Origin of the sequence: Streptococcus oralis, from assembly GCF_019929345.1 — a bacterium.
In the GTDB taxonomy this organism is placed as follows: domain Bacteria; phylum Bacillota; class Bacilli; order Lactobacillales; family Streptococcaceae; genus Streptococcus.
Map to the genome: position 1 here is coordinate 1 of NZ_JAHZPJ010000010.1, position 22,612 is coordinate 22,612.

Genomic DNA, 22,612 nt, shown 5'->3' on the forward strand with positions numbered 1-22,612 from the left:
GCGCCCTTGTCCAAGCTTCCGCAGGTGGCAGACACCATGCTTTTGGATCAGGCAGAGAAGATTTCTAAGTTTGTGCGAATCATGGAGCGCGAGCTCAACCGTCGTAAGAAACTCCTTGCGGACTATGGTGTAGGGACCTTGGAGCTCTACCGAGAGGCTAGTGGACAGCAAGAGCCGGCTATCGTTATTCTCTTAGACAGCTATGAGGCCATCAAGGAGGAGGCTTATGAGGCAGAACTCTTTAAACTCTTGGTGCGCATCTCTCGTGAAGGTCTCAGCATCGGGGTGCATCTCTTGATGACAGCGGGTCGACAGTCCAACCTTCGGGCTCAACTCTACTCGAACTTCAAGCACCAGTTGAGCCTTCCACAGAATGATGTGAGCGAGGTGCGGGCAATCGTGGGCTCTACGCCCCTTGCCATGACCATGGAAGACATCAAGGGACGGGCACTGATGAAGCGTGACGAGGTTGATGTCATCCAGCTAGCTCTGCCAGTAGCGGGTGCCAATGATGCGCAAGTCCTCAACAACCTGCGTCAAGAAGTCGCTTCTCTCCAAGAAGCTTGGACCGGACAGCGCCCAAGTGCCATTCCGATGGTGCCAGAGGAGTTGACCATGGATGTATTTCTCAATTTGCCTACGACTCAAGAAGCAATTCAGAATCGTGAGTTGCCGATTGGTTTGGAGTTTGAGACAGTTCAAACGATGAGCCTGCCATTTGATAGGTTTAAGCACTTACTTGTTTTATCGGACAAGGATGTAGCTATGAGTGTTGTGACGAATCATATAATCAAACTCCTCCCCCATCTATTTGATAGAGAAATTATTACAATTTTTGATCCTATTGATGAATATCATTCATGCTCGGACAAGGTAGGTCATTATATAGGAAGTGGTATGTCTTATCGTTCTACACTTGATACTCTGAAGGAACAAGTTCTTTTAGCTAGGAAACAGCGTAGAATGTTTGAACATGTTGTTGTAATCACAGATGTTGGACAGTTTGTGTCCGAAAGTAATATTGAACCAAATGAACTTGCGCTTTTGATGGAAGAAGGACAGAGAGTGGGACTTCATTTCATCTTTGTAACTCATAAGACATACTTATCTAGCTTCACAGATATAGCTAAATATATGAAATCACGGTTAGATACGGCTATTATAGCCATGAAGATGGGGGAACAGTCAATCTTTAATCGTTCTGCAACAGGGCGTGAAGAAGCATTGCTGGATGATCAAATTTACTTCCACTATCAAAATATGCAAACAAAATTGAAAATTACAAAACAATAGGGAAAAGAGGTAATAAGTAGATGACCCAAGAAGACTACCTGTGGATAAAAAAAGAATATAAAATTCGCTTAGCATTAGTGATAGTTCTTTTTACTATATTTGCAATACTGAGCATAGTGCTTATTTTTAACCTTTCCAGATTTATCCCACTTGCAGCAACAGCTATGGGAACAGTTGTGCCTTTTAACCACTTTCTACTTGTTCCGCTATGGGAACAGAAAAAAGAGATAGAAAAAGAGCATCCTGAATGGAGAAATCTTAGCACCAGCGGTGTCAAAATTCCCTCATCAGAATCGAGTAAAAGAACTTTAGCAGCCATTGGAACTATATTGGTCTTGTTTTTCACTTTTTCGATGCTTTATAGACCGGTTAAAGTGAATAAGCCAATACCTAGTGTTGAAGAAATCAATAAGATACCCAAAATCGATTTTAAAATACCTAGTACGTCCAGTTCCTCTAGTTCCAAAGCACCTGGCTCCTCAGAATCGGATGCATCATCTTCTACTGAAGAGAGTTCTAAAACAGAAAGTTCAGGAACGGAGACTTCAAAAAGTGGGACCAAAAGTAATCGTTATCAGATTCCTGGGCTGGATGATGAGCAACTCGATAGAATCATTGATAAATCCTTGAAAGGTCTGAGGGAGCAGCAAGCGAAAGAAAAGACTGGAGAAGAGACGGAGGAACAACATGAGTGATGAAAGTTTAAGAGCCCAAATTGATAGCGATAAAGCAAAAAAAGAAAAGTACAAGCGGGTTCGCAATTCGATCCAATCACATGGTCTAAATTCAGATGTGGACCTTAGTCGTTTTGAAAGTTATGTTGAACTTTGTGACAAAACCATTACGAAGATAGATAGTAATGAGGGATACCATTATCTCTCAAATCTAAAATCTAAACTAGAATCTGATAAAAAAACACTCAAGGAATACATTGACTTTGTCAAGGATGCTAATTCGTCATTTAAAGATTTATATACAACACTTGGTGAAAAGATATCTGACTTAGATAGTGCCATAGCTAGCAATAGAGCAGCATATAATGAAGGAAAACCGTGGTGGGAACAACTTTGGTGGTAAAAGGAGGTGTCTATGGATACAAATATTAATACTATTGATAGTAGTTATACAAGTGATACAGTGACATATGATGATAGTCAGATTAGTACAGTTATCAAAGAGCTGAATGAAATCGTGAGTCTCCTTTCTAGTATAGATACTGAGATATCTAGTCTAGACTCAAATGATACAGAGTGGAAAGGAGAAAGCAAAAATCAATACTTGGATCTAAAGCTATTTCTTAAATCCTATCATTCAGACTATGGTAAGAGTATAAACGAACTTAAAAAGGTAGTATCAGGTTTAGAAACGTTGCTGGGTTCTATCTCTACTTCCAATGTCATAAAGGAGATTGACAACGCATGATATTTACATTAGAAGCCTTATATACGTTGCATATATTTAATGATTACTCAGATGATCTAGTATTCCTCCCACTCCCAACTACTGTTGAAGGGAGTGGACATAGAAAAGAAAATCTTTTGAAGGTAATAGAGAAAGGATTTGAGGATTTAAAGACGATGGGGCTTATCGTTGATAATCAGCCTACGGAAGAATGTGCTCAATACGGAGCTTATCTGAAGGAATATCACGATGCTAACTATCATTGTCAGGTTGATCAGAGATTATCCTATGCACCAGGAGTAGATGAATTTAAACGAATGGCTGTTGTTATCATGGAAGTCGGAGACAACCAATTTCAACTAGACCGAGCAGGCAGTGCTGTTTTTCTAGCCTTCTTGATGGAGACGCATCCTGTCTTACAAGAAGTTGATGATACCATCAAAGATTATATTCATTCAGAATGGGAAGAGGAAGCATTTATGCGTTTGATGGTCCAACATGGAAATGATGAGGCCATTCGTATTCGAATTAATGAGTTTTCAAAGGATACACAAGACATCATCTATCTAACAAGTGATCAACATTTATATGAATACGATGTATCGAATCAAATGCGCCGTTCGATTGATAGTGAGCAACTAAAAACACAACTGATAAAAAAATTGAAAGTGAGGATGTGATATGGGGGTAGATATCAAACTTGTTTTAACAGATCAAGAACAACTCATTTACCATTGTCTTAATTTGGTCAACCTTACAAATCAGGTTTCGACTAAGATTCAACATGTCATTTCAACTCTTCCGGATCTTTCTTCTGAGGGGGCCTATCATGATTTGATTAGTAACAATAAGAGCAATATGGGCTTGGGGCTATTTTATCTGAAAGCGCAGGAGTTTGAAACTCTCAGCAATGTGCTTTATAGGCATGTGCAGAATACTTATGATAAAATGATCGATACGGATAAAGTTTTAGCTACAATGATTGCGGAGAAGATTCTGAATGATCCTACGTCAAGCGCCGAAGATAAGGAAACCATCAAAAGGGATCCTAAAGGCTCAGTTGAATGGATTAAGCAACAAGGTCAAGAAGGGGCGAAACGAGCTCAAGAAAGTGGGGAAAGATGACGAAGTATTATAGTAATAAACCCGATTTTCCTGGAGATCCAGCCTATCCTCTGATTTCCTCCAGCAGTTATTTCAAGTCGATGAGTTCTATCATGGATGATATTGAAGCTGCAGGAAAAGTTGTAAAGGACGAGGGAGTTGAAGATTTTTATGTTCAAAAAGGGGAGGCCTCATTAGGGACGACAAAGGATAGTACGACCTTTGACAAATCCCTGAAGCGGATTTACAACATGCTAACGAGTGAGAAGAAGATTCACTCGGATATCATGCAGAATATAGATAGTAAATTCACCAAGGGGATGGACGCGGCCTTCACCACTTTAAATGATGTTAATGGCGTCAACAAACCCTATAAGAGTAAATACACGAAAAAAAACAGTGCCGAAGAAAGACTTGGTTGGCTATAAGAGTGACAATACAGCAGTCTATATAGAAACCACGCAACAGCAGTCCTATAGTCTAGCAGAAATCCTAGATGGGAAGGCCAGTCCCATTCAAGCTGCTAAGGATGTCTATAATGATCGTATAAAAGCTGTTAAGGAAATGATGGCTAAGAAGGATCAGTTATCAGATGAGCAAATCAAGGCCTTAGAAGGCAAGAGCGCAGAGGAAATCGTGGCTGCACGCTATCCTGGGCAACTACCAGACTACCAGAGACTCAAAGCCAGTCGCTATTACGAAGAGAATAAGGAGAGCCTCCAGTATGTGGATATAGGCATCAAGGCTCTAGCGGTTTTGAGTATGATAGGGGGAGCTGTCTTAGCACCTGCGACAGGAGGTACCTCGCTAGCAGTTACCTATGCGGCTGGAGCTTATATGGCAGCTGATAGTGCTTATTCGGCAGCTACAGGTCATACTATGATTACAGGAACTCAGCTATCAACGGAGGAGCGAATTTGGGCTGGTATTGATGCGGTGGTCACTGTCTTCTCCATGGGTTCGGCCGCCTATCTCAGCAAACTAGCTCAGAGTGGTGCGAAAGGTTCTACCTTATTGAAGGGGCTTGCGACTGCAGGGAAGTATGCGGATGATGCAAATGATGTTTCCAAGGTAGTCTATTCCTTTGCGACAGATCAAGATCCGAACGCGGCACTTCAGAATTTAGTGCTTGGTCAAGTGATGAGGATTGGTGTGAATGCGGCAGGGAATTATATTGGTGGTAAGATTGGGCGTAGTATCCCATCGGTAGATATACCAAGCACCAAACCATCTCATCTGGATGTCTCACTTCAAGGCAAGCAAATACCAAAGCTGGATCCAGCTAATGTACGTTTGAGTAGTAGGCCAGACCTGCATCTAAAAGCCAACCCAGCTGATGGGACTCTGGCTAAGCTGAAAACCCATCCAACAATCAGCGTGGATGTACCGAAGGTCAAGCAAATATCAGGCGACGGCGCAGTCAAGGCTGTTAGCGGAGTCAAGCCAGGTGATGTGGACGTGCCGAAGGTGAAGACTGTATCGGATGTTGAAGCACCGAAGTATGATATTGAACGAATTAAAGAGAATATTAAAGAAAGCAGGCTTGCAAGGGAGAGTTCGAAGTTTAAACAGTATGCAGCGAAGGAATATGCCTTAGCTGAAGAAATTAGGTATAAAAACTATTGGAATGAGCCAATATTAAAAATACCTAAAGGAAGCAGACCAAATCCAAAAACATATGTGAATTCGGAATATCTTACAAAACATTTTGCAGAATTTGATGAAGGAGCAACAGTTATTCAAACCGAGTGGGCTTATACAAACTATTCAGAAGCTAACGGTTTTGTGGGTGTACCTGATGACAATACCCTTTTTGCCATGCCAACAAAGTACGCTGATAAGGTTATTCAAAATTCTAACGGAAACATCAACTATATTGAGGAAAAATTAGGGTTTCCTAAAGGTTATTTTAAATATGGGGGTGGTTTAGTTAGAATTGATATAGAAGATCTGAGTGATTTAGATTTAAGACTCCCTAGTGGGAATGAGACAGGAGCAAATTCATTGTGGATCCCTGGGGGAGAAACTTCAGGTGGAGTTCCTGAAGCTATTTTAAATACTGTTCCATTAGATAAGACTAGAGTTAGTAGGATAGGAATAAAATAAATTGAGAGGAGAACAAATGAATTTTAGAACAAAAATTTTAGAAGCTATTAAAGTGGGGGAAGTTGAAAATATTTTACGTGGAAAGCAAAAGTATCGAATTGAACCTCCAACTTTTGTTCCAGATGTTTTCCCTACAGATATTAATCAAGTACTGTTCGAATATTTTTACAAACAAAGTGATATTAAAAATATCCGATTATCACTAGAGAATGCTTTAATTAAATTGACAAAGAGTTCTGCTACAGATTTGTACATTTCAATATTATTTTTCGACTCAATACTATTTATGGAAGATAAAAGTATTGCTACCTTTAAAATTGATACTTCCAAAATAGCAATTGAAATAGTATCTGGAATAAAAAAATTTCGGGAAGAGTTAACGAAAAATATTACTTTTGATAATGGATTAACAAAAAAAGAACCTATGAATGTAGTTGTTCGTTTCAATCAGCGTTATAAAAATAAATATAATTTTTCAATTCTTGATGATTAAAAAGAAATTTTAGTCAAATAGTACGAATGCGAATTTGTTTCCAAGTATCTACGTAATAAACAATAAAAAGGTTCACAATATCAAGTATCCCATCATGCACCGAAACATTCAACCTGAATGGCAAGGGAAACAAAAAGATGACTTCACCAAGCAGTGGGAAACCTTCTCCAGTGACTACACGAGTTTCCAAACGGAGATGAATACCTTCTATGATGCCATCTGTGATGAAATCACTAGACTAGAGAATCAAAAGAACGAAGAAAACGGCATTATTGGCTGGTGTCAGAGTCAGATTAACAGTCTGGGAAATTTCATCGAGAAGCTACTACATACGAAGGAGGGGTAAGGTCATGTATGGAACGATTCAATTATCCGAGGTTCTGTTTAACTCACACAATAGGAGAATTTTGGTATGCAATTAAATGAAACAGAGACTATGGCGGTACAAACAAGTAGAATAATTCGAAATGTATTTGGTGATAGAATGTATGGTTCTGGAATTTATGATGTTATTGATGAACCAAATCATCATACATTTAAACTTAAGTTTCGTATCTATAATTTTGCCGGGGTAAAATTTCAGTACGAGAATGATTTCTTCGAGATTTATGTTTTTTTCAATGGTGGTGAGGGTTTGCTGCTGTCTAAGGAAAATAGTCGTTACAGTGAAAGAAGCGATTGGGACAGTTATTTAAAAGAAATCATGACAAAAATCGAGTCGTATATCCCAGAGAAATATCTAAAAGCCAAGGGTTGGCGATAAAAAAGAAGTAGGTATTGGTATGGTGCGGAAGAGTGTAGAAGAGATAAAATTGGAATTGATTAGACGGATTGAGCGTTCTTTTGGAGATAGAGCCGCTGAAGTAACTATTTGTGAGTTCGTTGATGTCCCAAATCATCATATATTACGCCTCGTATTCAGGGCATATGACTACTATTGGGTTCAATTTAATTACGAAAACGATCTGTGCGGATTCTCTATTGTTTTGAATGATGAATTTGGAGCATCGCTTGAAAGCAAAATGCGTAGCTATATGGGAACAAAGGATTGGGATAACTACTTAAAAGAAATCATGGCAGAGATTGAATTACGTATTCCCGATGAGTTCTTAAAAGCTAAGGGTTGGTTGTAAAACCTGTTTAAACTATGACTTTACAAAGAAATAAGTATTTTCTTTTATGATAGAATAAATGAAGTAAGAGTTTGCTAATGTTTTATTGGTAAACTTTTACTTTACAAGGACAACTACCAGACTACCAGAGACTCAAAGCCAGTCGCCATTACGAAGAGAATAAGGAGAGCCTCCAGTATGTGGATATAGGCATCAAGGCTCTAGCGGTTTTGAGTATGATAGGGGGAGCTGTCTTAGCACCTGCGACAGGAGGTACCTCGCTAGCAGTTACCTATGCGGCTGGAGCTTATATGGCAGCTGATAGTGCTTATTCGGCAGCTACAGGTCATACTATGATTACAGGAACTCAGCTATCGACGGAGGAGCGGATTTGGGCTGGTATTGATGCGGTGGTCACTGTCTTCTCCATGGGTTCGGCCGCCTATCTCAGCAAACTAGCTCAGAGTAGTGCGAAAGGTTCTACCTTACTGAAGGGGCTTGCGACTGCAGGGAAGTATGCGGATGATGCAAACGATGTTTCCAAGGTGATTTACTCCTTTGCGACAGATCAAGATCCGAACGCGGCACTTCAGAATTTAGTTCTTGGCCGAGTGATGGGGATTGGTGTGAATGCGGCAGGGAATTATATTGGTGGTAAGATTGGGCGTAGTATCCCATCGGTAGATATACCAAGCACCAAGCCATCTCATCTGGATGTCCCACTTCAGGCTAAGCAAATACCCAAGCTGGATCCAGCTAATGTACGTTTGAGTAGTAGGGCAGACCTGCATCTAAAAGCCAGCCCAGCTGATGGGACTCTGGCTAAGCTGAAAACCTATCCAACAGTCAGCGTGGATGTACCGAAGGTGAAGCAGATTAGGGCTGATTATAATGATTATGTCGCTCACAAGACGAGCTTGGGAGAAAAACCACTCTCTATGTCAGATTGGAAGCTAAAGGTTAATAACCTGAAGCAGAATCAAACTGCAGGTAAAGAGTTTAAGGTAGCTCAAACTGAAAACTTTAAACAGATTGCTAGCCATGTTGAGAATCGAATTACAATAGCAACTATTATTGACGGACAGATAAAAAAAGTACAAGTTGATGCAATCGGTTTTGATAGTAATGGTAAAATTCGGATCCAAGACTATACTGCATCTAGCAATATTTCTTCTAAACGTCAAGCAATCCTCGATAATATCGAAAGAAATGGCGGAGTCATTGTTGGTAAGGGGAAAGGCAAATTTGTTGGTGGTGTAGAAATTCCGAAAGGAACTAGGATTGATGTAATCAATAGTAGCAATCAAAAAATTGAAAACTTTAAGATGGAGCTGGAAAAACTACCACATGCTAAACTCAGTGCGGAAGATAGTGCTTCAATACTTGAATTGAAAAATGGAGAGCGTCCAAAACCAGAAGAGATATATTCTAAGTCTGATATTGAAACTCATTTATCCCTGTTTGATGATGGAGTTGTTAAAGTTATGAGTAAAGAATCATTTAATGATGCAAATAAAAGATTTGGTGGTAGTATTGGTCACCCCAATGGGCAGTATGTGCTACCTAAATCTGTATATGAGCAAGCATTGAAGGCTTCAAATGGGGATCCTAGAGTGTTAGAAGAGTTGCTAGCTTTAGAATCTGGATATTTAGGTGATTCCCCAGTATTGATTGATATAAAAAATTATCAGAATATTAGAATGCCATCCGGGAATGAACCGGGGGCATGGGATGGATTATGGGTACCTGGTGGTTATACAAAAGGGGGAATACCAGAAGCGGTTATTGATCAAATTCAAAAAGGTGATTATTTGATTTCTAATATATTCCAGTAAAGAAAGGATGTATCAACGTGAGAATAATAAAAGGAAATGGGTTCATTATAACTGAAGAAAATGGCAATTATACAATGTCCTGGATGACAGGAGGTCTTCAAGATAGAGAAGTTACTTATCCAGTTAGTAAAGAATTGGTAGAGAAGGCTTTGAAGTCAGAACAGGATGCTTATGAGGTAGAACTATTCTTAGAGACTGGAGAATGGGTAACAAAGAAAAGTAATGAAGTAGCTAGACAAAATTATTTTAGGTCATCACCTGTTCGGATTTTAGTAAATCCTTCAGCTATTAAAGATCTATTCTCTGATCAAGAATTTGAAGAATTGTTATATAAAGCCATATCTTCAGAACTAAAACCAACTGAACTTGATGCAATTGGTATAGTTGATAGTCATTTAGAGCTTCTTCTGGTGGATCCGGTTGGCTGGGAGGAAGAGATAGAAGCAGTCCATCTGGAAATTCTGCAAGAAAAAATTAATAATTACATTCACTTCCTCGAAAGCAAGCAGTATGTGGAGCAATATGGTGATAAGTTTGACAAAAAAGTCATCCATATCACATTCCAGTATTCTCCATCTGATAATGGTTTAGCCTTTCTCGCAGCGGTTCAGAAGGTGTTACAACCCACAGATATGAGCTTGAAGATAGAATTGCCAGAGTAATAAAGGGAGCGGAAACGCTCTCTTTTTGTGGTATAATGTAATATAGAAACCACACAACAGCAGTCCTATAGTCTAGCAGAAATCCTAGATGGGAAGGCTAGTCCCATTCAAGCTGCTAAGGATGTCTATGATGATCGTATAAAAGCTGTTAAGGAAATGATGGCTAAGAAGGATCAGTTATCCGATGAGCAAATCAAGGCCTTAGAAGGCAAGAGCGCAGAGGAAATCGTGGCTGCACGCTATCCTGGGCAACTACCAGACTACCAGAGACTCAAAGCCAGTCGCTATTACGAAGAGAATAAGGAGAGCCTCCAATATGTGGATATAGGACTCAAGGCTCTAGCAGTTTTGAGTATGATAGGGGGAGCTGTCTTAGCACCTGCGACAGGAGGTACCTCGCTAACAGTCACTTATGCGGCTGGTGCTTATCTAGCAGCTGATAATGCTTACTCTGCGGCTACGGGTCATACTATGATTACCGGAACTCAGCTATCGACGGAGGAGCGGGTTTGGGCTGGTATTGATGCGGTGGTCACTGTCTTCTCCATGGGTTCGGCCGCCTATCTCAGCAAACTAGCTCAGAGTGGTGCGAAAGGTTCCACCTTATTGAAGGGGCTTGCGACTGCAGGGAAGTATGCGGATGATGCAAACGATGTCTCCAAGGTGATTTACTCCTTTGCGACAGATCAAGATCCGAACGCGGCGCTTCAGAATTTAGTTCTTGGCCGAGTGGTGGGGATTGGTGTGAATGCGGCAGGGAATTATATTGGTGGTAAGATTGGGCGTAGTATCCCATCGGTAGATATACTAAGCACCAAGCCATCTCATCTGGATGTCCCACTTCAGGCTAAGCAAATACCCAAGCTGGATCCAGCTAATGTACGTTTGAGCAGTAGGAAAGATCTGCATCTGAAAGCCAGCACAGCTGATACGACCCTCGCCAAGCTGAAAAGCCATCCACCAGTTAGCATGGATGTGCCAAAGGTCAAGCAGATATCAGGCGACAACGTATCCAAGACCATTAGCGGAGTCAAACCAGGTGATGTGGATGTGCCGAAGGTGAAGGACATCTATAAATCAGGGGAGACGTCAGTTCCTAAAGATCTAGATGTACCGAGTGGGGCAACGAGTAGAAAAGCTCATGTAGAAGATGTTGAACACTACACCACTTGGGATCAAATGAAAGCTGAACATTATCGGACAGTAACAGAGTTTGTTCAAGCTAATAAACCAGAAGGTGCTTCCCACCCACGAGAATGGCTCAGTAAACCTAATCATGAGTTTAAAATCGAACATATGTCTGATGGGACTCAAGTTTGGAGATACACGGATGACATTGGTGTTGAAAAAGTTTATGTAGATGGCGTTCTTCAAGGTGGAGGTGTTCCCAATCCAAAAGTAACTCAACACTTCGAGCAACTGAACCCTAAGATTAAAGATTTTGACCCTGAAGTTGCTAGTACTCTTCAAAAGTCAAATGCTGGAGAGATACTGGCTGATGATAATATGCGGATAGTGAGAGAAAATGTAGGTGCTAACGGGAATACATACACACTTGAGAGTATTGGTAGACCAGCACCAAGTGGAATCGATGATCCAATTGTCAAGGGGATTGATGGAATCTATGAAAACCAAACTCCACCACCTTCATATGTTATTAATGAAACTAAGTGGGGGAGTTCTCAGATTAACCAGCATACGCTTGATGGGCCTCAGATGTCTGAAAGATGGATAAGAAATCGCTTGGACAAATTAAGTATGATGGAACAAGTTAAGATTAATAAGGCAATTAAAACTGGCGATGTGGAGTTTGTCATCAGTAAAGTAGATACAAGTGGGAAAGTTTCAACCTATTATGCTACATCTGTCACAGATTCGACTGGTCAAGTCACGCAAGTAAAAGAAGGCGCTATATGGCCATAGGAGGATAAGTGGTGAAAAGAGATAATATATTTATAGAAGAAAAAATCAATGAATTAATTAAATTTAATGAAATGATGATTAACGAATGGCTACAAGAATTAAACCAGCTTAAACTAGGAATTAATCCTTATAAACGTCCAACTGACGAAGTAATTAAACTAACTCAAGAAGATATATCTATTTATCAAGAAAAGAAAATGCTAGCTACCTATACAGCAGGATATTCTATTGAAAAGTTTAAGGAGGAATACCTTAAATTTGTTGATAGCTTGTTTCCAGTTTGGCATAGCAATTCTGGCTATCTTCAAATGGTTCGGGCGCTTTCTATAGGTATCTTGTTAGAGGTTGATGAAGAGATTTTTGATAAGTTGGTGGATTTGGTCAAGAAAGATGATCCAGAGGATTATTTGATTGATTACTTGATTCAATCACGTCAACCAGATTGGAAAATTCGGATAAACTATAATTTTCCAAGACCCTATGGCTTTACTAGGAAAATTATTGAAGAAGAGAATTCTGAACAGGCCCTCAAACTGCTGCAAGAATATGTAACTAAGAAATGGTATCCTGGACATCGGGATACTGGTTGGTATGACTTGCATAAAGCGAATATTGATAATTATTATGGTTACTGGTCCTTTGAATCTGGCGCTCTCTGCAAACTCAAGGGCTTGGATTACAAGGAATTGGAAGGTGTCCAGTATTTTCCTTATGATTTGGTTGCTGAAGGAGCGAAAGACTAGTGTACACTAATAGTTTTGCAAGAGTCTGGAACAAAAAGATTTTTTAGGAATTCCTTATTATAAATTTTTAAAATCAATAGATTAGACAAAAAAGCGAACAAGACAGAATTCTGAGTGTCAGATAACTCGTTTTGTTCGCTTTTTATATTTAAGGTTAGACTTTTGTCCCAGACTCTTTTTTACACCTCCTCTCTCCACCTTGCTATTCTCCAAAAGTTTCCAGTTTTTGTCCTAACCTTCCTTTCTTATGCTATAATAGCCTATAGAAAGTCGAGGGAATGATGAAGAAAATATTAAAGGTTCTTCTGTAGGGCGTGTAACTAAAGATGGGATTGGCCAAGGAAACTTCACAACAAGTATTGTAGAAGATTCTGTCCTCTTGTATGATAAAAATGGGGTTCTGAAATCAGGTTCAGAGATTGCGACAGTAAAAGGAGTTCGTAATGATACATATGAGATTCAGGTATGTTTCAATATGAGTACAGTCCAGAACTTGTCAAGAATATGGATAAAAAAGGCTGGATACAATTTCCAAATGGTGATACGCCGGGTTCTTCATCTTTAAATATTCCAGGTGCCAAAACCTGGGCTGGTTCTGACATTAATATGTCTGAGAGCGAACTACTTATGCCAACGATTGACACAACGGGGCATTCTTACGATGATTTTCTATCTGCGATTGAACGTCAAGGCTATTATGAAATCAAGAATCCACGTGTCTATAAGCCTGGCACTAATGAAATTGTTCAAGTTGAGGGGATTTTTAGAATAAATCAATGGAGTAAATAAATGCAGACATATAAATTGAAAAATAAAGAGAATTATAAATATTTTGTCAAACATTATCTAGAGGTGATGAAGGAAGGGAAAGAAGCAGAAGCATTTCTAGGAACAGAAGCTAAGTATCGTTTTCGGCAACGAGATTCTTATGAAGTGGATAGTACAGATATTGGAGTATTAATGGAATATTGCTTATACCCTTTGTATGTGGAAGGTGATAAGGATATAGCGCGCAGAACCTTTGAAATCTTGAAAGATTTTAGCTTATCAGTTGACCTAGTCAAATTAGATAAGGTGACTGATTATATTTTCATTCAAAATAGGCGTTTGCAAAGATATATTAGCCTTCCCTTTGTTATTAAGACTGATGAGTTAGTAAGAAATATTATAGAGAGTATTTCTAATCTATCAGATGAACAGAAGAAAGATTGGTTATATCAAGGGCTATGTAATGCATTAGACCGTGATCCTTTATACAGACAGTGTGACGAAGAAAAGGTGGAGAAGATTCTTAAGGAATTTAAGGAAAAATACTACAATCCACCAAAGATAGTAAAAACCATTAAAACAGTTGAGAAAATTGAACTAGACGTTACAAGTATCGATGCGATGGGTGTTTCAGATGACCATCTAGAGTTATTGAGATAGATTAAAAAAAGAAGAGACTCCGCTCAACAATTATCAAGAGTATCCGGAATGGTATGAGAAACACGTAAAATAGATTTGAAAGGAATCCACTAGGGAGTGGAGACTGTCAAGAGTGTCGGCAAGAATGTTTCTGATTTTTTCAATGGTGGTCTGAAGGCAGCCTCATCCCTGTTTGGGTAATAGGAGAAATAAATGGATAAGATACAAAAAGATATTAATGATGCACTCGATTCAACTCGAAGATTAAACTTAGTAAAGATAATTTTTGTAGCGCCTTTTTTTTCATTGATGATTATGTTTGGGACATCTTTACCGATAAACCTATTTCGAATGGCTAGTGAAGCTGGACATGAACTAGTTACGCAATTGACATCAGTTGAAAAAGGTTTCATTCCCCCAGATAGTTTCTTTGGTTTTCTATTCTTGTTTTGTTGGTGTTATTTTATTTGTTGTTATATCATTACGAAAAGAAATCGCATTAAAGCCTATTTAATGACTCAGATTTTTCAATTGTTTTTGCTCGTAATTACATATTATAGTTGGTTTGTAGCCATCTTGTATTTAATCCCTCTAGTAGCAGTTCGTATCGTTTACTGGATTGGGTTTGTCTTATCACTGATTTACCTTATCTATATCCTTGTTACAAAGCAACGCGCTAGAAAGGATTATTTCTCCTCAGAATATTATAAAAATTTTTTGAATGTGATTTTATTCTTATGGTTGTTGATGTATGGAATCAATCTCTTCACCAACGGACTCAATCATTTCCTAGCGTATCTCTTGCTTGCTTTATTACCTATTGCACCTATTTTACTAGGACTATTTTTGGTATCATTTTTCAAGTCCAATGTAGTAACTCTAGAGAACTTGAATGCAGTCAATAAAAACCAAGAGAAATACCGTGAAGAGTATGGATATACCATCGAAGAATGGTATGGGAAAAAGTCAAAAATGTACAAGGAACATGTAAAAAATCTAAAAAGAGATAAAGGTTTATTTGATTTTTAATAAAAGGAGAAAAATGGAGAAACTAGTTGTCATCATCTTGCTGTTGATTCTTGGAGCTTGCTCTAATGGAAAGGAAGCAGGGAGAGCAGAGAAAAGTACACGCGAGGCAGCTATAAAGAAAGAGTTGAAATTTGTAGTAGCACCTCAATATGAAGGCCAAACGTCAGATTTAATTGAACTTGGTAAAAAATTGACCAAAGAACATCCAGAAATTGGAAGTAAGGGAAATATGGCTATCTACTTTACAGGAGCCGTCTCAGATGGTAGGGCAGCACTAATGCTCGTCAATAAAACTGATGTAGACATCAAAAAAGATTTGGAGTTTTCACTGAGCTGGTCCTACGATGGCAAGACCATTTTTGATAATCAAAAGATTAGCTATATTATCAAGGATAGTGGTAAGTTACCTTCTTACACAACTACATTAATTTTGTTACCACTTAATTCAGAGCAACTGGAGATTGTTGATTCGATGTCAGATCCATCTAAGATGACACTTTCAATGTCCGATGTGAAGAGCGTAGAATAAGATAGGAGTTGAATATGACAACAGAAACTATTTTATTTTTATTTGCTACCATCGTTATTCTTTTATCCTTGATCTTTTTATCTGGTACATATCTCTACCTTTATTTTCGGGATAAAAAGATGGTACGTCTTGACAAATCGTCTGTTAAGGGAACGGTTGTAGGCTATAGTAATTTTCAGGCTGGGAATCCTCCGATTGTTGAATATACGGTTAATGGAACTACTTATAGCAAGCCATTACGGTATTTTATAATCAAAACGATTTCGCTTCCATGGGGTCCTATAAGTACATCTGATAACTTTACAAGAGAGGATATGTTGGCAAATTCTCTAACCTTTTATCGTAATTCTTTTATATCGTTTAATAACTTAATGCGAACGCATTTTCCTGTCTATTCGAAGATGACGGTATGGTATGACCCTGAAAGACCAAACAGGGCTTATGTGGAACGATACTGTGGGATCAACAAGCTTTATAAATGGTTGGGGATTGGAAGTGCTATATTGTTAACCATGGCCTACGCCGTTGTAGTGCTTGCTTATTTGTTAGGGAGATGAGGTATAGATGCCAAAAGTTTGTATAGTTGTAGCAGAAGAAATGAACCTAAGTATATCTGATATTCAGATGAAGTAGGGGGACTGTGTGACGGATTTAAAACTTTATTTTTTGTTGCTATTTTAAAGTTTATTGCCCTGTTCACTTGTATTTTTCTTTTTCCGTTATTTTTACAAAAGAGAACTAAGAATTTAAAATTTATCTACTGCATGTGTTGAGGGGGTTGTAGTAGGATACAAGTATTCACAACCAGCAGGACCTCCTATTATTGAGTATAAAGTTGATGGGCGGACTTATCGAGGGAATCTGGACTATCTTAGAGTCACTCTCATGTCAGTTCCTTGGAAGAGTGGACAAGATACCTCTAAGTCGAATCAATTAGCTCAAAAGTTAGTCAATAAGCTACAATTCAATCCGTAGAACTATATCATGAATCAGCAAAATTTCGCATGGTAGAAGGATTATTACACCTGTAGACAATCTGATTTCGTACTTCAATTCTAGTATGAAGACTATGGAAATATGATTTTATTGTTCAAATTTGAAAGTAACATTTAGTGCTGAGCTACGATATTGTTAATAAAAATTTAGTACAAGTTTTCCTATATTTTTACGTTGATTAAGTGAGATAAATAGCTTATAATGAAACTACCTTTTACAATGGATTGATAGAAAGATGACTTTATCGAAGTAATTCTATTTAAAAAAAGAATATCGTTTATTCATATTCTTATTGAAATTGTAAATTTTCAACAGAAGGAAGGTTCTACTTTCATGATGAAAAAAATAACTTTAATCCTAATATCTTTTTTGACAATCCTGTTATTTTTTATTGGACCAGCTCAAGCAGATCTAGTGGTACCAGATAGACCTTCTAATGGTATTTATGATCCAAATCATTATTTATCAGGGGTTGTTTCGGATAAATTACAGGAACTAAATAGTAAATCGGAAGTTCAAATTGGCATTTATATTGTTGAGAGTCTAAATGGTGAATCTTTAGAAGAATTGTCAAATACTATAGCCAGATCTTGGAAAATCGGTTACTCGGATTCCAATAAGGGGGCTTTATTACTGATTGCTATAAAAGACAGAAAGTTCCGTATTGAAACCTCTAATAACCTATCCATTACATTGACTGATACAAAGGCTAAGAAAATATTAGATGCCTCTCGTGATAAGATGCGAGCCAAAGATTATGACGGAGCTGTTATTGATATAATACAAAATATTTCCAATCAAGAATATAAATTAGCTGGCGCACCTGTGGTGGAGAGAAATTATTTACTTGAAATCGCAAAAGTATTATGGGATACGCCAATAGGAATTATTTTGTTATGTGGCGGATATTTTATAATTTCTTATTTGATTAATCTTTTTAAGAATGGTACTGTTTCGGAAAGAAAACGAAAATCTAATAAATCGTATAAAGGTAATGATAAATTATTCCCCTATGATGCTGCCTTTATTAATGATGGTTCATGGTCGAAAAAAGCATTAAGAGACTTCCGTAGCAAAAATAGAGATAAGTATCCTGAGGAAAATAGCAGTGATTCCTCATCGTCTTGGTCAAGTGATGATTGGTCTGGCGGTGGTTTTGATGGTGGTGGATCATCAAGTGATTGGTAATTTAGCATAGTTCATAGCGATTTATCTACCTAGATGAATTAACTTGATTATTGTAAAACGAGATGGAATATAAGATATAATTGAATAAAAAAGCATTTAATTAGAGAATTTTGCCCTAGAAGTTAGATTTTTTTGCCTAACTTATGGGGTGTTTTATTATCCAGTTCTTACAAGGGCTTAATAGAGTTTTTGCTTGCTATTCTTAAGTTTGAACATTTTATGGAGATGAGAGAGTCAGTCGAAATCGAAAGCTTGTTTTGAGGGTGCACAAGAATTCTATCTAATGGAAAAGAATTTAACTGTCTTGTCTAACGCATCTCTAAAGGAATACAGAAAACGACTTCAAAAATTCGCTTTCATCAAAAATGGATAAATAATTATTCAAAGAAAGCTTGATTTACAAGTCACATAGTAGGATTATTCAGATTATCTAATTTGAATGTGAAATTCACTGAGTCAATTTAACGAAATCACTATCAGTCTTTTTTTCATGATAGGCTTAGATTGTGATATAATAGATGAGAATGAGTTTTTTAGAACAAACTAAAGGAGAATATATATGATCTATGCAGGAATCCTAGCCGGAGGAACTGGCACACGCATGGGAATCAGTAATTTACCAAAACAATTCTTGGAGTTGGGTGATCGTCCTATTTTGATCCACACAATTGAAAAATTTGTCTTGGAGCCAAGCATTGAAAAAATTGTAGTTGGAGTTCATGGAGATTGGGTTTCACACGCTGAGGACTTGGTTGACAAGTATCTTTCTCTTCACAAGGATAGAATCATCATTACCAAAGGTGGTGCTGATCGTAATAGCAGTATTGAGAAGATTATTGAAGCCATTGATGCCTACCGTCCAATTACTCCAGATGATATCGTGATTACGCATGACTCTGTTCGTCCATTTATCACGCTCCGCATGATTCAGGACAATATCAAGCTCGCTCAAGATCATGATGCAGTTGACACAGTAGTAGAAGCGGTTGATACCATTGTCGAAAGTACCAATGGTCAGTTTATCACGGATATTCCAAATCGTGCTCACCTCTATCAAGGTCAAACACCTCAGACTTTCCGTTGCAAGGATTTCATGGATTTGTATAGTTCCCTATCAGATCAAGAAAAGGAAATTCTGACCGATGCATGTAAGATTTTTGTCATCAAAGGGAAGGACGTTGCCTTAGCAAAAGGGGAATATTCAAACCTTAAAATCACAACTGTGACAGATTTGAAAATTGCAAAAAGCATGATTGAGAAAGACTAAGGCTATGATTAATCAAATTTATCAACTGACTAAACCAAAGTTTATCAATGTAAAATACCAAGAAGAGGACATCGATCAGGAGAATCATATCCTTATTCGTCCAAATTATATGGCGGTTTGTCATGCAGATCAACGTTACTATCAAGGGAAACGCGATCCAAAGATATTGGCTAAAAAGCTTCCTATGGCGATGATTCACGAGTCTTGTGGAACTGTTATTTCAGATCCAACTGGTACTTATGAAGTCGGTCAAAAGGTAGTTATGATTCCCAATCAACCGCCTATGCAGAGTGACAAGGAATTCTACGAGAACTACATGACAGGGACCTACTTCCTATCTAGTGGTTATGATGGCTTTATGCGAGAATTTGTCTCTCTTCCAAAAGACCGAGTCGTTTCTTATAATGATATCGAAGATACAGTTGCTGCCATTACCGAGTTTGTGAGTGTCGGTATGCATGCCATGGATCGTTTCTTGAATCTCGCTCATAGCAAGCGAGAGCGCATCGCAGTTATCGGAGATGGCAGTCTGGCCTTTGTGGTTGCAAATATTATCAATTATACCTTGCCAGAAGCAGAGATTATCGTGATTGGTCGCCATTGGGAAAAACTGGAGCTCTTCTCTTTTGCAAAAGAGTGTTACATCACGGACAATATCCCAGAGGATTTGACCTTTGATCATGGGTTTGAATGTTGCGGTGGTGATGGTACAGGCCCAGCCATCAATGACTTGATCCGTTATATTTGCCCTCAGGGAACGATTCTCATGATGGGAGTCAGTGAATACAAGGTCAATATCAATACACGAGATGCCTTAGAAAAAGGCTTGCTCTTGGTTGGTTCATCTCGCTCAGGACGCATTGATTTTGAGAAGGCCATCCAGATGATGGAAGTCAAGAAGTTTGCGAATCGTTTGAAAAATATTCTTTATATCGAAGAACCAGTGAGAGAAATCAAGGACATTCACCGTGTTTTTGCCACCGACCTAAATACTGCTTTTAAAACAGTATTTAAGTGGGAAGTGTAGGAGATGGAGGCTAATTGTGGAGAAACTCATTAGAGAAAAAATTTCTTCTTTGCTATCTGATGAAGAGGAAGTCCTTAGTGTTGAACAGCTAGGCGGTATGACCAATCAGAATTATTTAGTTAAAACAACCTTCAAACCCTATATTGTTAAGTTCTTCGGAAAAGGAACTGAAAAGCTCATCAATCGTCAAGATGAAAAATACAATCTTGAATTGTTGAAAGACTTGAATCTTGATGTCAAGAATTATCTCTTTGATATAGAGTCAGGAATTAAGGTCAATGAGTACATCGAATCAGCAGTAACTCTTGATTCAACATCAATCAAGTCCAAGTTTAAAAAGATTGCACCAATTTTACAAACTATTCATGCTTCAGGAAAAGAGCTAAGAGGAGAGTTTGCTCCATTTGAGGAAATCAGAAAATATGAATCCTTGATTGAGGGAAATATCCCTTACGCCAACTATGAAGCTGTGAGAAAAGAAGTATTTTCACTAGAGAAAAGATTGGCTGACTTAGGTATTGACAAAAAGTCTTGTCATATTGATTTGGTACCAGAAAATTTCATCGAATCACCACAAGGACGCATGTATTTGATTGACTGGGAATACTCTTCTATGAATGACCCGATGTGGGATTTGGCAGCTCTCTTTTTGGAGTCTGAATTTACAAAGCAAGAGGAAGAAAACTTCCTTTCCTACTATGAGAGTAACAAAACTCCAGTATCTCGCGAGAAGATTCGAATCTATAAAATCTTACAAGATACCATCTGGAGTTTGTGGACAGTGTATAAAGAAGCTCAAGGGGCTGATTTTGGAGATTATGGTGTCAATCGTTACCAAAGAGCTGTCGAAGGTCTGACTTATTATGGAGGTTAGGATGAAGAATAAAAATGGTGTTTCTTTTGGTCTGCTCTCTGGTATCTTCTGGGGGCTAGGTCTGACAATTAGTTCTTATATCTTTTCAGTTTTTACCAATCTTTCGCCTTTTGTGGTGGCTGCCGCTCATGATTTCTTGAGTATCTTTATCTTGTTAGCTTTTCTTTTGGTAAAAGAAGGGAAAGTTCGACTCTCTATTTTCTTAAATATTCGAAATGTCAGTGTTATTATCGGAGCCTTGCTAGCTGGACCTATTGGTATGCAGGCCAATCTTTATGCGGTTAAGTATATCGGTAGTTCTCTAGCCTCTTCAGTATCAGCTATCTATCCAGCAATTTCAGTTTTGCTCGCCTTCTTCATTTTGAAACACAAGGTATCTAAGAATACTGTGTTTGGTATTCTGTTGATTATCGCTGGTATTATTGCCCAGACTTACAAAGTTGAGCAGGTCAATTCTTTTTATATCGGAATTCTTTGTGCCCTTGTCTGTGCCATTGCCTGGGGGAGTGAAAGTGTTCTCAGCTCCTATGCTATGGAAAGTGAATTAAGTGAAATTGAAGCCTTACTAATCCGCCAAGTAACTTCATTCTTGTCCTATCTTGTTATTGTGCTCTTTTCTCATCATTCATTTGCAGAAGTGGCAGATGGACAATTGTTTGGTCTATTGCTTATCTTTGCGGCCTTTGATATGATTTCCTACTTAGCTTATTATATCGCAATTAATCGCTTACAACCTGCGAAAGCGACAGGTTTGAATGTGAGCTATGTAGTTTGGACTGTCTTATTTGCAGTTATTTTCTTGGGTGCACCGCTAGATATGCTGACAATCATCACTTCACTTATTGTTATGGCTGGTGTTTATATTATTATTAAAGAATAAAGGAGATTCGTGTGAAAGCGATTATTTTAGCAGCGGGCTTAGGAACTCGCCTGCGCCCTATGACTGAAAATACCCCAAAAGCTTTGGTCAAGGTTAATCAAAAACCCTTGGTAGAATACCAAATCGAGTTTCTGAAAGAGAGAGGAATTGATGAGATTATCATCGTTGTTGGTTACCTCAAAGAACAATTTGACTACCTAAAAGAAAAATATGGAGTCCGTTTAGTTTTTAACGACAAGTATGCTGATTACAACAACTTTTACTCACTTTACCTCGTAAAAGAAGACTTGGCAAATAGCTATGTCATTGATGCAGATAATTATCTTTTTAAAAATATGTTTAGAAACGATCTTAAACGTTCAACCTATTTCAGTGTTTATCGTGAAGACTGTGAAAATGAATGGTTCTTGGTTTATGGTGATGACTATAAAGTTCAAGACATCATCGTTGACAGCAAGGCTGGCCGTATTTTGAGTGGGGTTTCATTCTGGGATGCTCCAACTGCTGAAAAGATTGTTGGTTTTATTGACAAAGCATACGCAAGTGGTGAATTTGTTGATCTCTATTGGGACAACATGGTTAAAGATAATATCAAAGAATTAGATGTGTATGTCGAAGAACTAGAAGAAAACAGTATCTACGAAATTGATAGTGTAAAGGATTACCAAAAATTAGAAGAAATTCTCTCTTCTATTAACTAATACGACAAAAATAGGAAGGTTTATAGCCTTCTTTTTTTACTC

The 22,612-nt window shown here is 38.2% G+C and carries 27 protein-coding genes; all 27 read left to right on the forward strand.

What is annotated here, in order from left to right; genetic code table 11:
• The coding region (locus tag K1I97_RS06995; protein WP_263284072.1) for an FtsK/SpoIIIE domain-containing protein at nt 1-1,293 on the forward strand (1,293 nt) is incomplete at its 5' end.
• Between the two features lie 20 nt (nt 1,294-1,313).
• Complete coding sequence (locus K1I97_RS07000) at nt 1,314-1,988, forward strand: hypothetical protein (protein ID WP_223332018.1); 675 nt, start codon at nt 1,314-1,316, stop codon at nt 1,986-1,988.
• Nucleotides 1,981-2,370 (forward strand): hypothetical protein, encoded by a 390-nt coding sequence (locus tag K1I97_RS07005; protein ID WP_223332017.1) that lies wholly within the window; start codon nt 1,981-1,983, stop codon nt 2,368-2,370. The genes K1I97_RS07000 and K1I97_RS07005 overlap by 8 nt, the downstream gene beginning before the upstream one ends.
• Before the next feature lie 12 nt (nt 2,371-2,382).
• The gene (locus tag K1I97_RS07010) at nt 2,383-2,715 is read left to right on the forward strand and encodes a hypothetical protein (protein ID WP_223332016.1); all 333 of its coding nucleotides are present in this window, start codon (nt 2,383-2,385) and stop codon (nt 2,713-2,715) included.
• On the forward strand, nt 2,712-3,374 hold the full coding sequence (locus K1I97_RS07015) for a hypothetical protein (RefSeq protein ID WP_223332015.1): 663 nt from the start codon (nt 2,712-2,714) through the stop codon (nt 3,372-3,374). The genes K1I97_RS07010 and K1I97_RS07015 overlap by 4 nt, the downstream gene beginning before the upstream one ends.
• Nucleotide 3,375: 1 nt before the next feature.
• On the forward strand, nt 3,376-3,819 hold the full coding sequence (locus K1I97_RS07020) for a hypothetical protein (RefSeq protein WP_223332014.1): 444 nt from the start codon (nt 3,376-3,378) through the stop codon (nt 3,817-3,819).
• A complete protein-coding gene (locus K1I97_RS07025; protein WP_223332013.1) occupies nt 3,816-4,226 on the forward strand; it encodes a hypothetical protein in 411 nt (136 codons plus the stop codon). The genes K1I97_RS07020 and K1I97_RS07025 overlap by 4 nt, the downstream gene beginning before the upstream one ends.
• Nucleotides 4,198-5,904, forward strand: a complete 1,707-nt coding sequence (locus K1I97_RS07030; protein ID WP_223332012.1) for a hypothetical protein — start codon at nt 4,198-4,200, stop codon at nt 5,902-5,904. The genes K1I97_RS07025 and K1I97_RS07030 overlap by 29 nt, the downstream gene beginning before the upstream one ends.
• A 16-nt stretch (nt 5,905-5,920) precedes the next feature.
• On the forward strand, nt 5,921-6,397 hold the full coding sequence (locus K1I97_RS07035) for a hypothetical protein (RefSeq protein ID WP_223332011.1): 477 nt from the start codon (nt 5,921-5,923) through the stop codon (nt 6,395-6,397).
• Between the two features lie 94 nt (nt 6,398-6,491).
• The gene (locus tag K1I97_RS07040) at nt 6,492-6,743 is read left to right on the forward strand and encodes a YwqH-like family protein (RefSeq protein WP_399557017.1); all 252 of its coding nucleotides are present in this window, start codon (nt 6,492-6,494) and stop codon (nt 6,741-6,743) included.
• Nucleotides 6,744-6,809: 66 nt separating this feature from the next.
• On the forward strand, nt 6,810-7,160 hold the full coding sequence (locus tag K1I97_RS07045) for a hypothetical protein (protein ID WP_223332009.1): 351 nt from the start codon (nt 6,810-6,812) through the stop codon (nt 7,158-7,160).
• 19 nt (nt 7,161-7,179) lie between these two features.
• Nucleotides 7,180-7,530: a hypothetical protein gene (locus tag K1I97_RS07050; protein ID WP_223332008.1), complete on the forward strand. Its 351-nt coding sequence runs from the start codon at nt 7,180-7,182 to the stop codon at nt 7,528-7,530.
• A 179-nt stretch (nt 7,531-7,709) separates the two neighbouring features.
• On the forward strand, nt 7,710-9,344 hold the full coding sequence (locus K1I97_RS07055; protein WP_223332007.1) for a hypothetical protein: 1,635 nt from the start codon (nt 7,710-7,712) through the stop codon (nt 9,342-9,344).
• A gap of 17 nt (nt 9,345-9,361) precedes the next feature.
• Entirely contained in the window at nt 9,362-10,006 is a 645-nt protein-coding gene (locus K1I97_RS07060) for a DUF6572 domain-containing protein (RefSeq protein ID WP_223332006.1), read from the forward strand.
• 159 nt (nt 10,007-10,165) lie between these two features.
• A complete protein-coding gene (locus K1I97_RS07065) occupies nt 10,166-11,929 on the forward strand; it encodes a hypothetical protein (RefSeq protein ID WP_223332005.1) in 1,764 nt (587 codons plus the stop codon).
• A gap of 11 nt (nt 11,930-11,940) precedes the next feature.
• A complete protein-coding gene (locus K1I97_RS07070) occupies nt 11,941-12,672 on the forward strand; it encodes a PoNe immunity protein domain-containing protein (RefSeq protein WP_223332004.1) in 732 nt (243 codons plus the stop codon).
• A gap of 465 nt (nt 12,673-13,137) precedes the next feature.
• On the forward strand, nt 13,138-13,461 hold the full coding sequence (locus K1I97_RS07075; protein WP_223332003.1) for a hypothetical protein: 324 nt from the start codon (nt 13,138-13,140) through the stop codon (nt 13,459-13,461).
• Nucleotides 13,462-14,100, forward strand: coding sequence for an NAD glycohydrolase inhibitor (locus K1I97_RS07080; RefSeq protein WP_223332002.1), 639 nt, complete (start codon nt 13,462-13,464; stop codon nt 14,098-14,100).
• Between the two features lie 192 nt (nt 14,101-14,292).
• A complete protein-coding gene (locus K1I97_RS07085; protein ID WP_223332001.1) occupies nt 14,293-15,108 on the forward strand; it encodes a hypothetical protein in 816 nt (271 codons plus the stop codon).
• A gap of 13 nt (nt 15,109-15,121) precedes the next feature.
• Nucleotides 15,122-15,637 (forward strand): hypothetical protein, encoded by a 516-nt coding sequence (locus K1I97_RS07090; RefSeq protein ID WP_223332000.1) that lies wholly within the window; start codon nt 15,122-15,124, stop codon nt 15,635-15,637.
• A 14-nt stretch (nt 15,638-15,651) separates the two neighbouring features.
• Nucleotides 15,652-16,194 (forward strand): DUF3592 domain-containing protein, encoded by a 543-nt coding sequence (locus K1I97_RS07095; protein WP_223331999.1) that lies wholly within the window; start codon nt 15,652-15,654, stop codon nt 16,192-16,194.
• A gap of 772 nt (nt 16,195-16,966) precedes the next feature.
• Nucleotides 16,967-17,821, forward strand: coding sequence for a TPM domain-containing protein (locus tag K1I97_RS07100; protein WP_223331998.1), 855 nt, complete (start codon nt 16,967-16,969; stop codon nt 17,819-17,821).
• A gap of 559 nt (nt 17,822-18,380) precedes the next feature.
• Nucleotides 18,381-19,088, forward strand: a complete 708-nt coding sequence (locus K1I97_RS07105) for an IspD/TarI family cytidylyltransferase (protein ID WP_223331997.1) — start codon at nt 18,381-18,383, stop codon at nt 19,086-19,088.
• A 4-nt stretch (nt 19,089-19,092) separates the two neighbouring features.
• Entirely contained in the window at nt 19,093-20,115 is a 1,023-nt protein-coding gene (locus K1I97_RS07110; protein WP_223331996.1) for a ribitol-5-phosphate dehydrogenase, read from the forward strand.
• A 16-nt stretch (nt 20,116-20,131) separates the two neighbouring features.
• Nucleotides 20,132-20,989, forward strand: coding sequence for a phosphotransferase (locus tag K1I97_RS07115; protein ID WP_223331995.1), 858 nt, complete (start codon nt 20,132-20,134; stop codon nt 20,987-20,989).
• 1 nt (nt 20,990) lies between these two features.
• Nucleotides 20,991-21,869: a DMT family transporter gene (locus K1I97_RS07120; RefSeq protein ID WP_223331994.1), complete on the forward strand. Its 879-nt coding sequence runs from the start codon at nt 20,991-20,993 to the stop codon at nt 21,867-21,869.
• 11 nt (nt 21,870-21,880) lie between these two features.
• The gene (locus K1I97_RS07125) at nt 21,881-22,570 is read left to right on the forward strand and encodes a sugar phosphate nucleotidyltransferase (protein WP_223331993.1); all 690 of its coding nucleotides are present in this window, start codon (nt 21,881-21,883) and stop codon (nt 22,568-22,570) included.
• Nucleotides 22,571-22,612: the final 42 nt, after the last annotated feature.

Excerpts from the sequence above, each read along its gene's own strand:
- K1I97_RS07000 (WP_223332018.1), top strand. The coding sequence starts at position 1,314 with ATGACCCAAGAAGACTACCTGTGGATAAAAAAAGAATATAAAATTCGC.
- K1I97_RS07005 (WP_223332017.1), top strand. The coding sequence starts at position 1,981 with ATGAGTGATGAAAGTTTAAGAGCCCAAATTGATAGCGATAAAGCAAAA.
- K1I97_RS07010 (WP_223332016.1), top strand. The coding sequence starts at position 2,383 with ATGGATACAAATATTAATACTATTGATAGTAGTTATACAAGTGATACA.
- K1I97_RS07015 (WP_223332015.1), top strand. The coding sequence starts at position 2,712 with ATGATATTTACATTAGAAGCCTTATATACGTTGCATATATTTAATGAT.
- K1I97_RS07020 (WP_223332014.1), top strand. The coding sequence starts at position 3,376 with ATGGGGGTAGATATCAAACTTGTTTTAACAGATCAAGAACAACTCATT.
- K1I97_RS07025 (WP_223332013.1), top strand. The coding sequence starts at position 3,816 with ATGACGAAGTATTATAGTAATAAACCCGATTTTCCTGGAGATCCAGCC.
- K1I97_RS07035 (WP_223332011.1), top strand. The coding sequence starts at position 5,921 with ATGAATTTTAGAACAAAAATTTTAGAAGCTATTAAAGTGGGGGAAGTT.
- K1I97_RS07040 (WP_399557017.1), top strand. The coding sequence starts at position 6,492 with ATGCACCGAAACATTCAACCTGAATGGCAAGGGAAACAAAAAGATGAC.
- K1I97_RS07045 (WP_223332009.1), top strand. The coding sequence starts at position 6,810 with ATGCAATTAAATGAAACAGAGACTATGGCGGTACAAACAAGTAGAATA.
- K1I97_RS07050 (WP_223332008.1), top strand. The coding sequence starts at position 7,180 with ATGGTGCGGAAGAGTGTAGAAGAGATAAAATTGGAATTGATTAGACGG.
- K1I97_RS07065 (WP_223332005.1), top strand. The coding sequence starts at position 10,166 with ATGGCTAAGAAGGATCAGTTATCCGATGAGCAAATCAAGGCCTTAGAA.
- K1I97_RS07075 (WP_223332003.1), top strand. The coding sequence starts at position 13,138 with ATGTTTCAATATGAGTACAGTCCAGAACTTGTCAAGAATATGGATAAA.
- K1I97_RS07080 (WP_223332002.1), top strand. The coding sequence starts at position 13,462 with ATGCAGACATATAAATTGAAAAATAAAGAGAATTATAAATATTTTGTC.
- K1I97_RS07085 (WP_223332001.1), top strand. The coding sequence starts at position 14,293 with ATGGATAAGATACAAAAAGATATTAATGATGCACTCGATTCAACTCGA.
- K1I97_RS07090 (WP_223332000.1), top strand. The coding sequence starts at position 15,122 with ATGGAGAAACTAGTTGTCATCATCTTGCTGTTGATTCTTGGAGCTTGC.
- K1I97_RS07095 (WP_223331999.1), top strand. The coding sequence starts at position 15,652 with ATGACAACAGAAACTATTTTATTTTTATTTGCTACCATCGTTATTCTT.
- K1I97_RS07100 (WP_223331998.1), top strand. The coding sequence starts at position 16,967 with ATGATGAAAAAAATAACTTTAATCCTAATATCTTTTTTGACAATCCTG.
- K1I97_RS07105 (WP_223331997.1), top strand. The coding sequence starts at position 18,381 with ATGATCTATGCAGGAATCCTAGCCGGAGGAACTGGCACACGCATGGGA.
- K1I97_RS07110 (WP_223331996.1), top strand. The coding sequence starts at position 19,093 with ATGATTAATCAAATTTATCAACTGACTAAACCAAAGTTTATCAATGTA.
- K1I97_RS07120 (WP_223331994.1), top strand. The coding sequence starts at position 20,991 with ATGAAGAATAAAAATGGTGTTTCTTTTGGTCTGCTCTCTGGTATCTTC.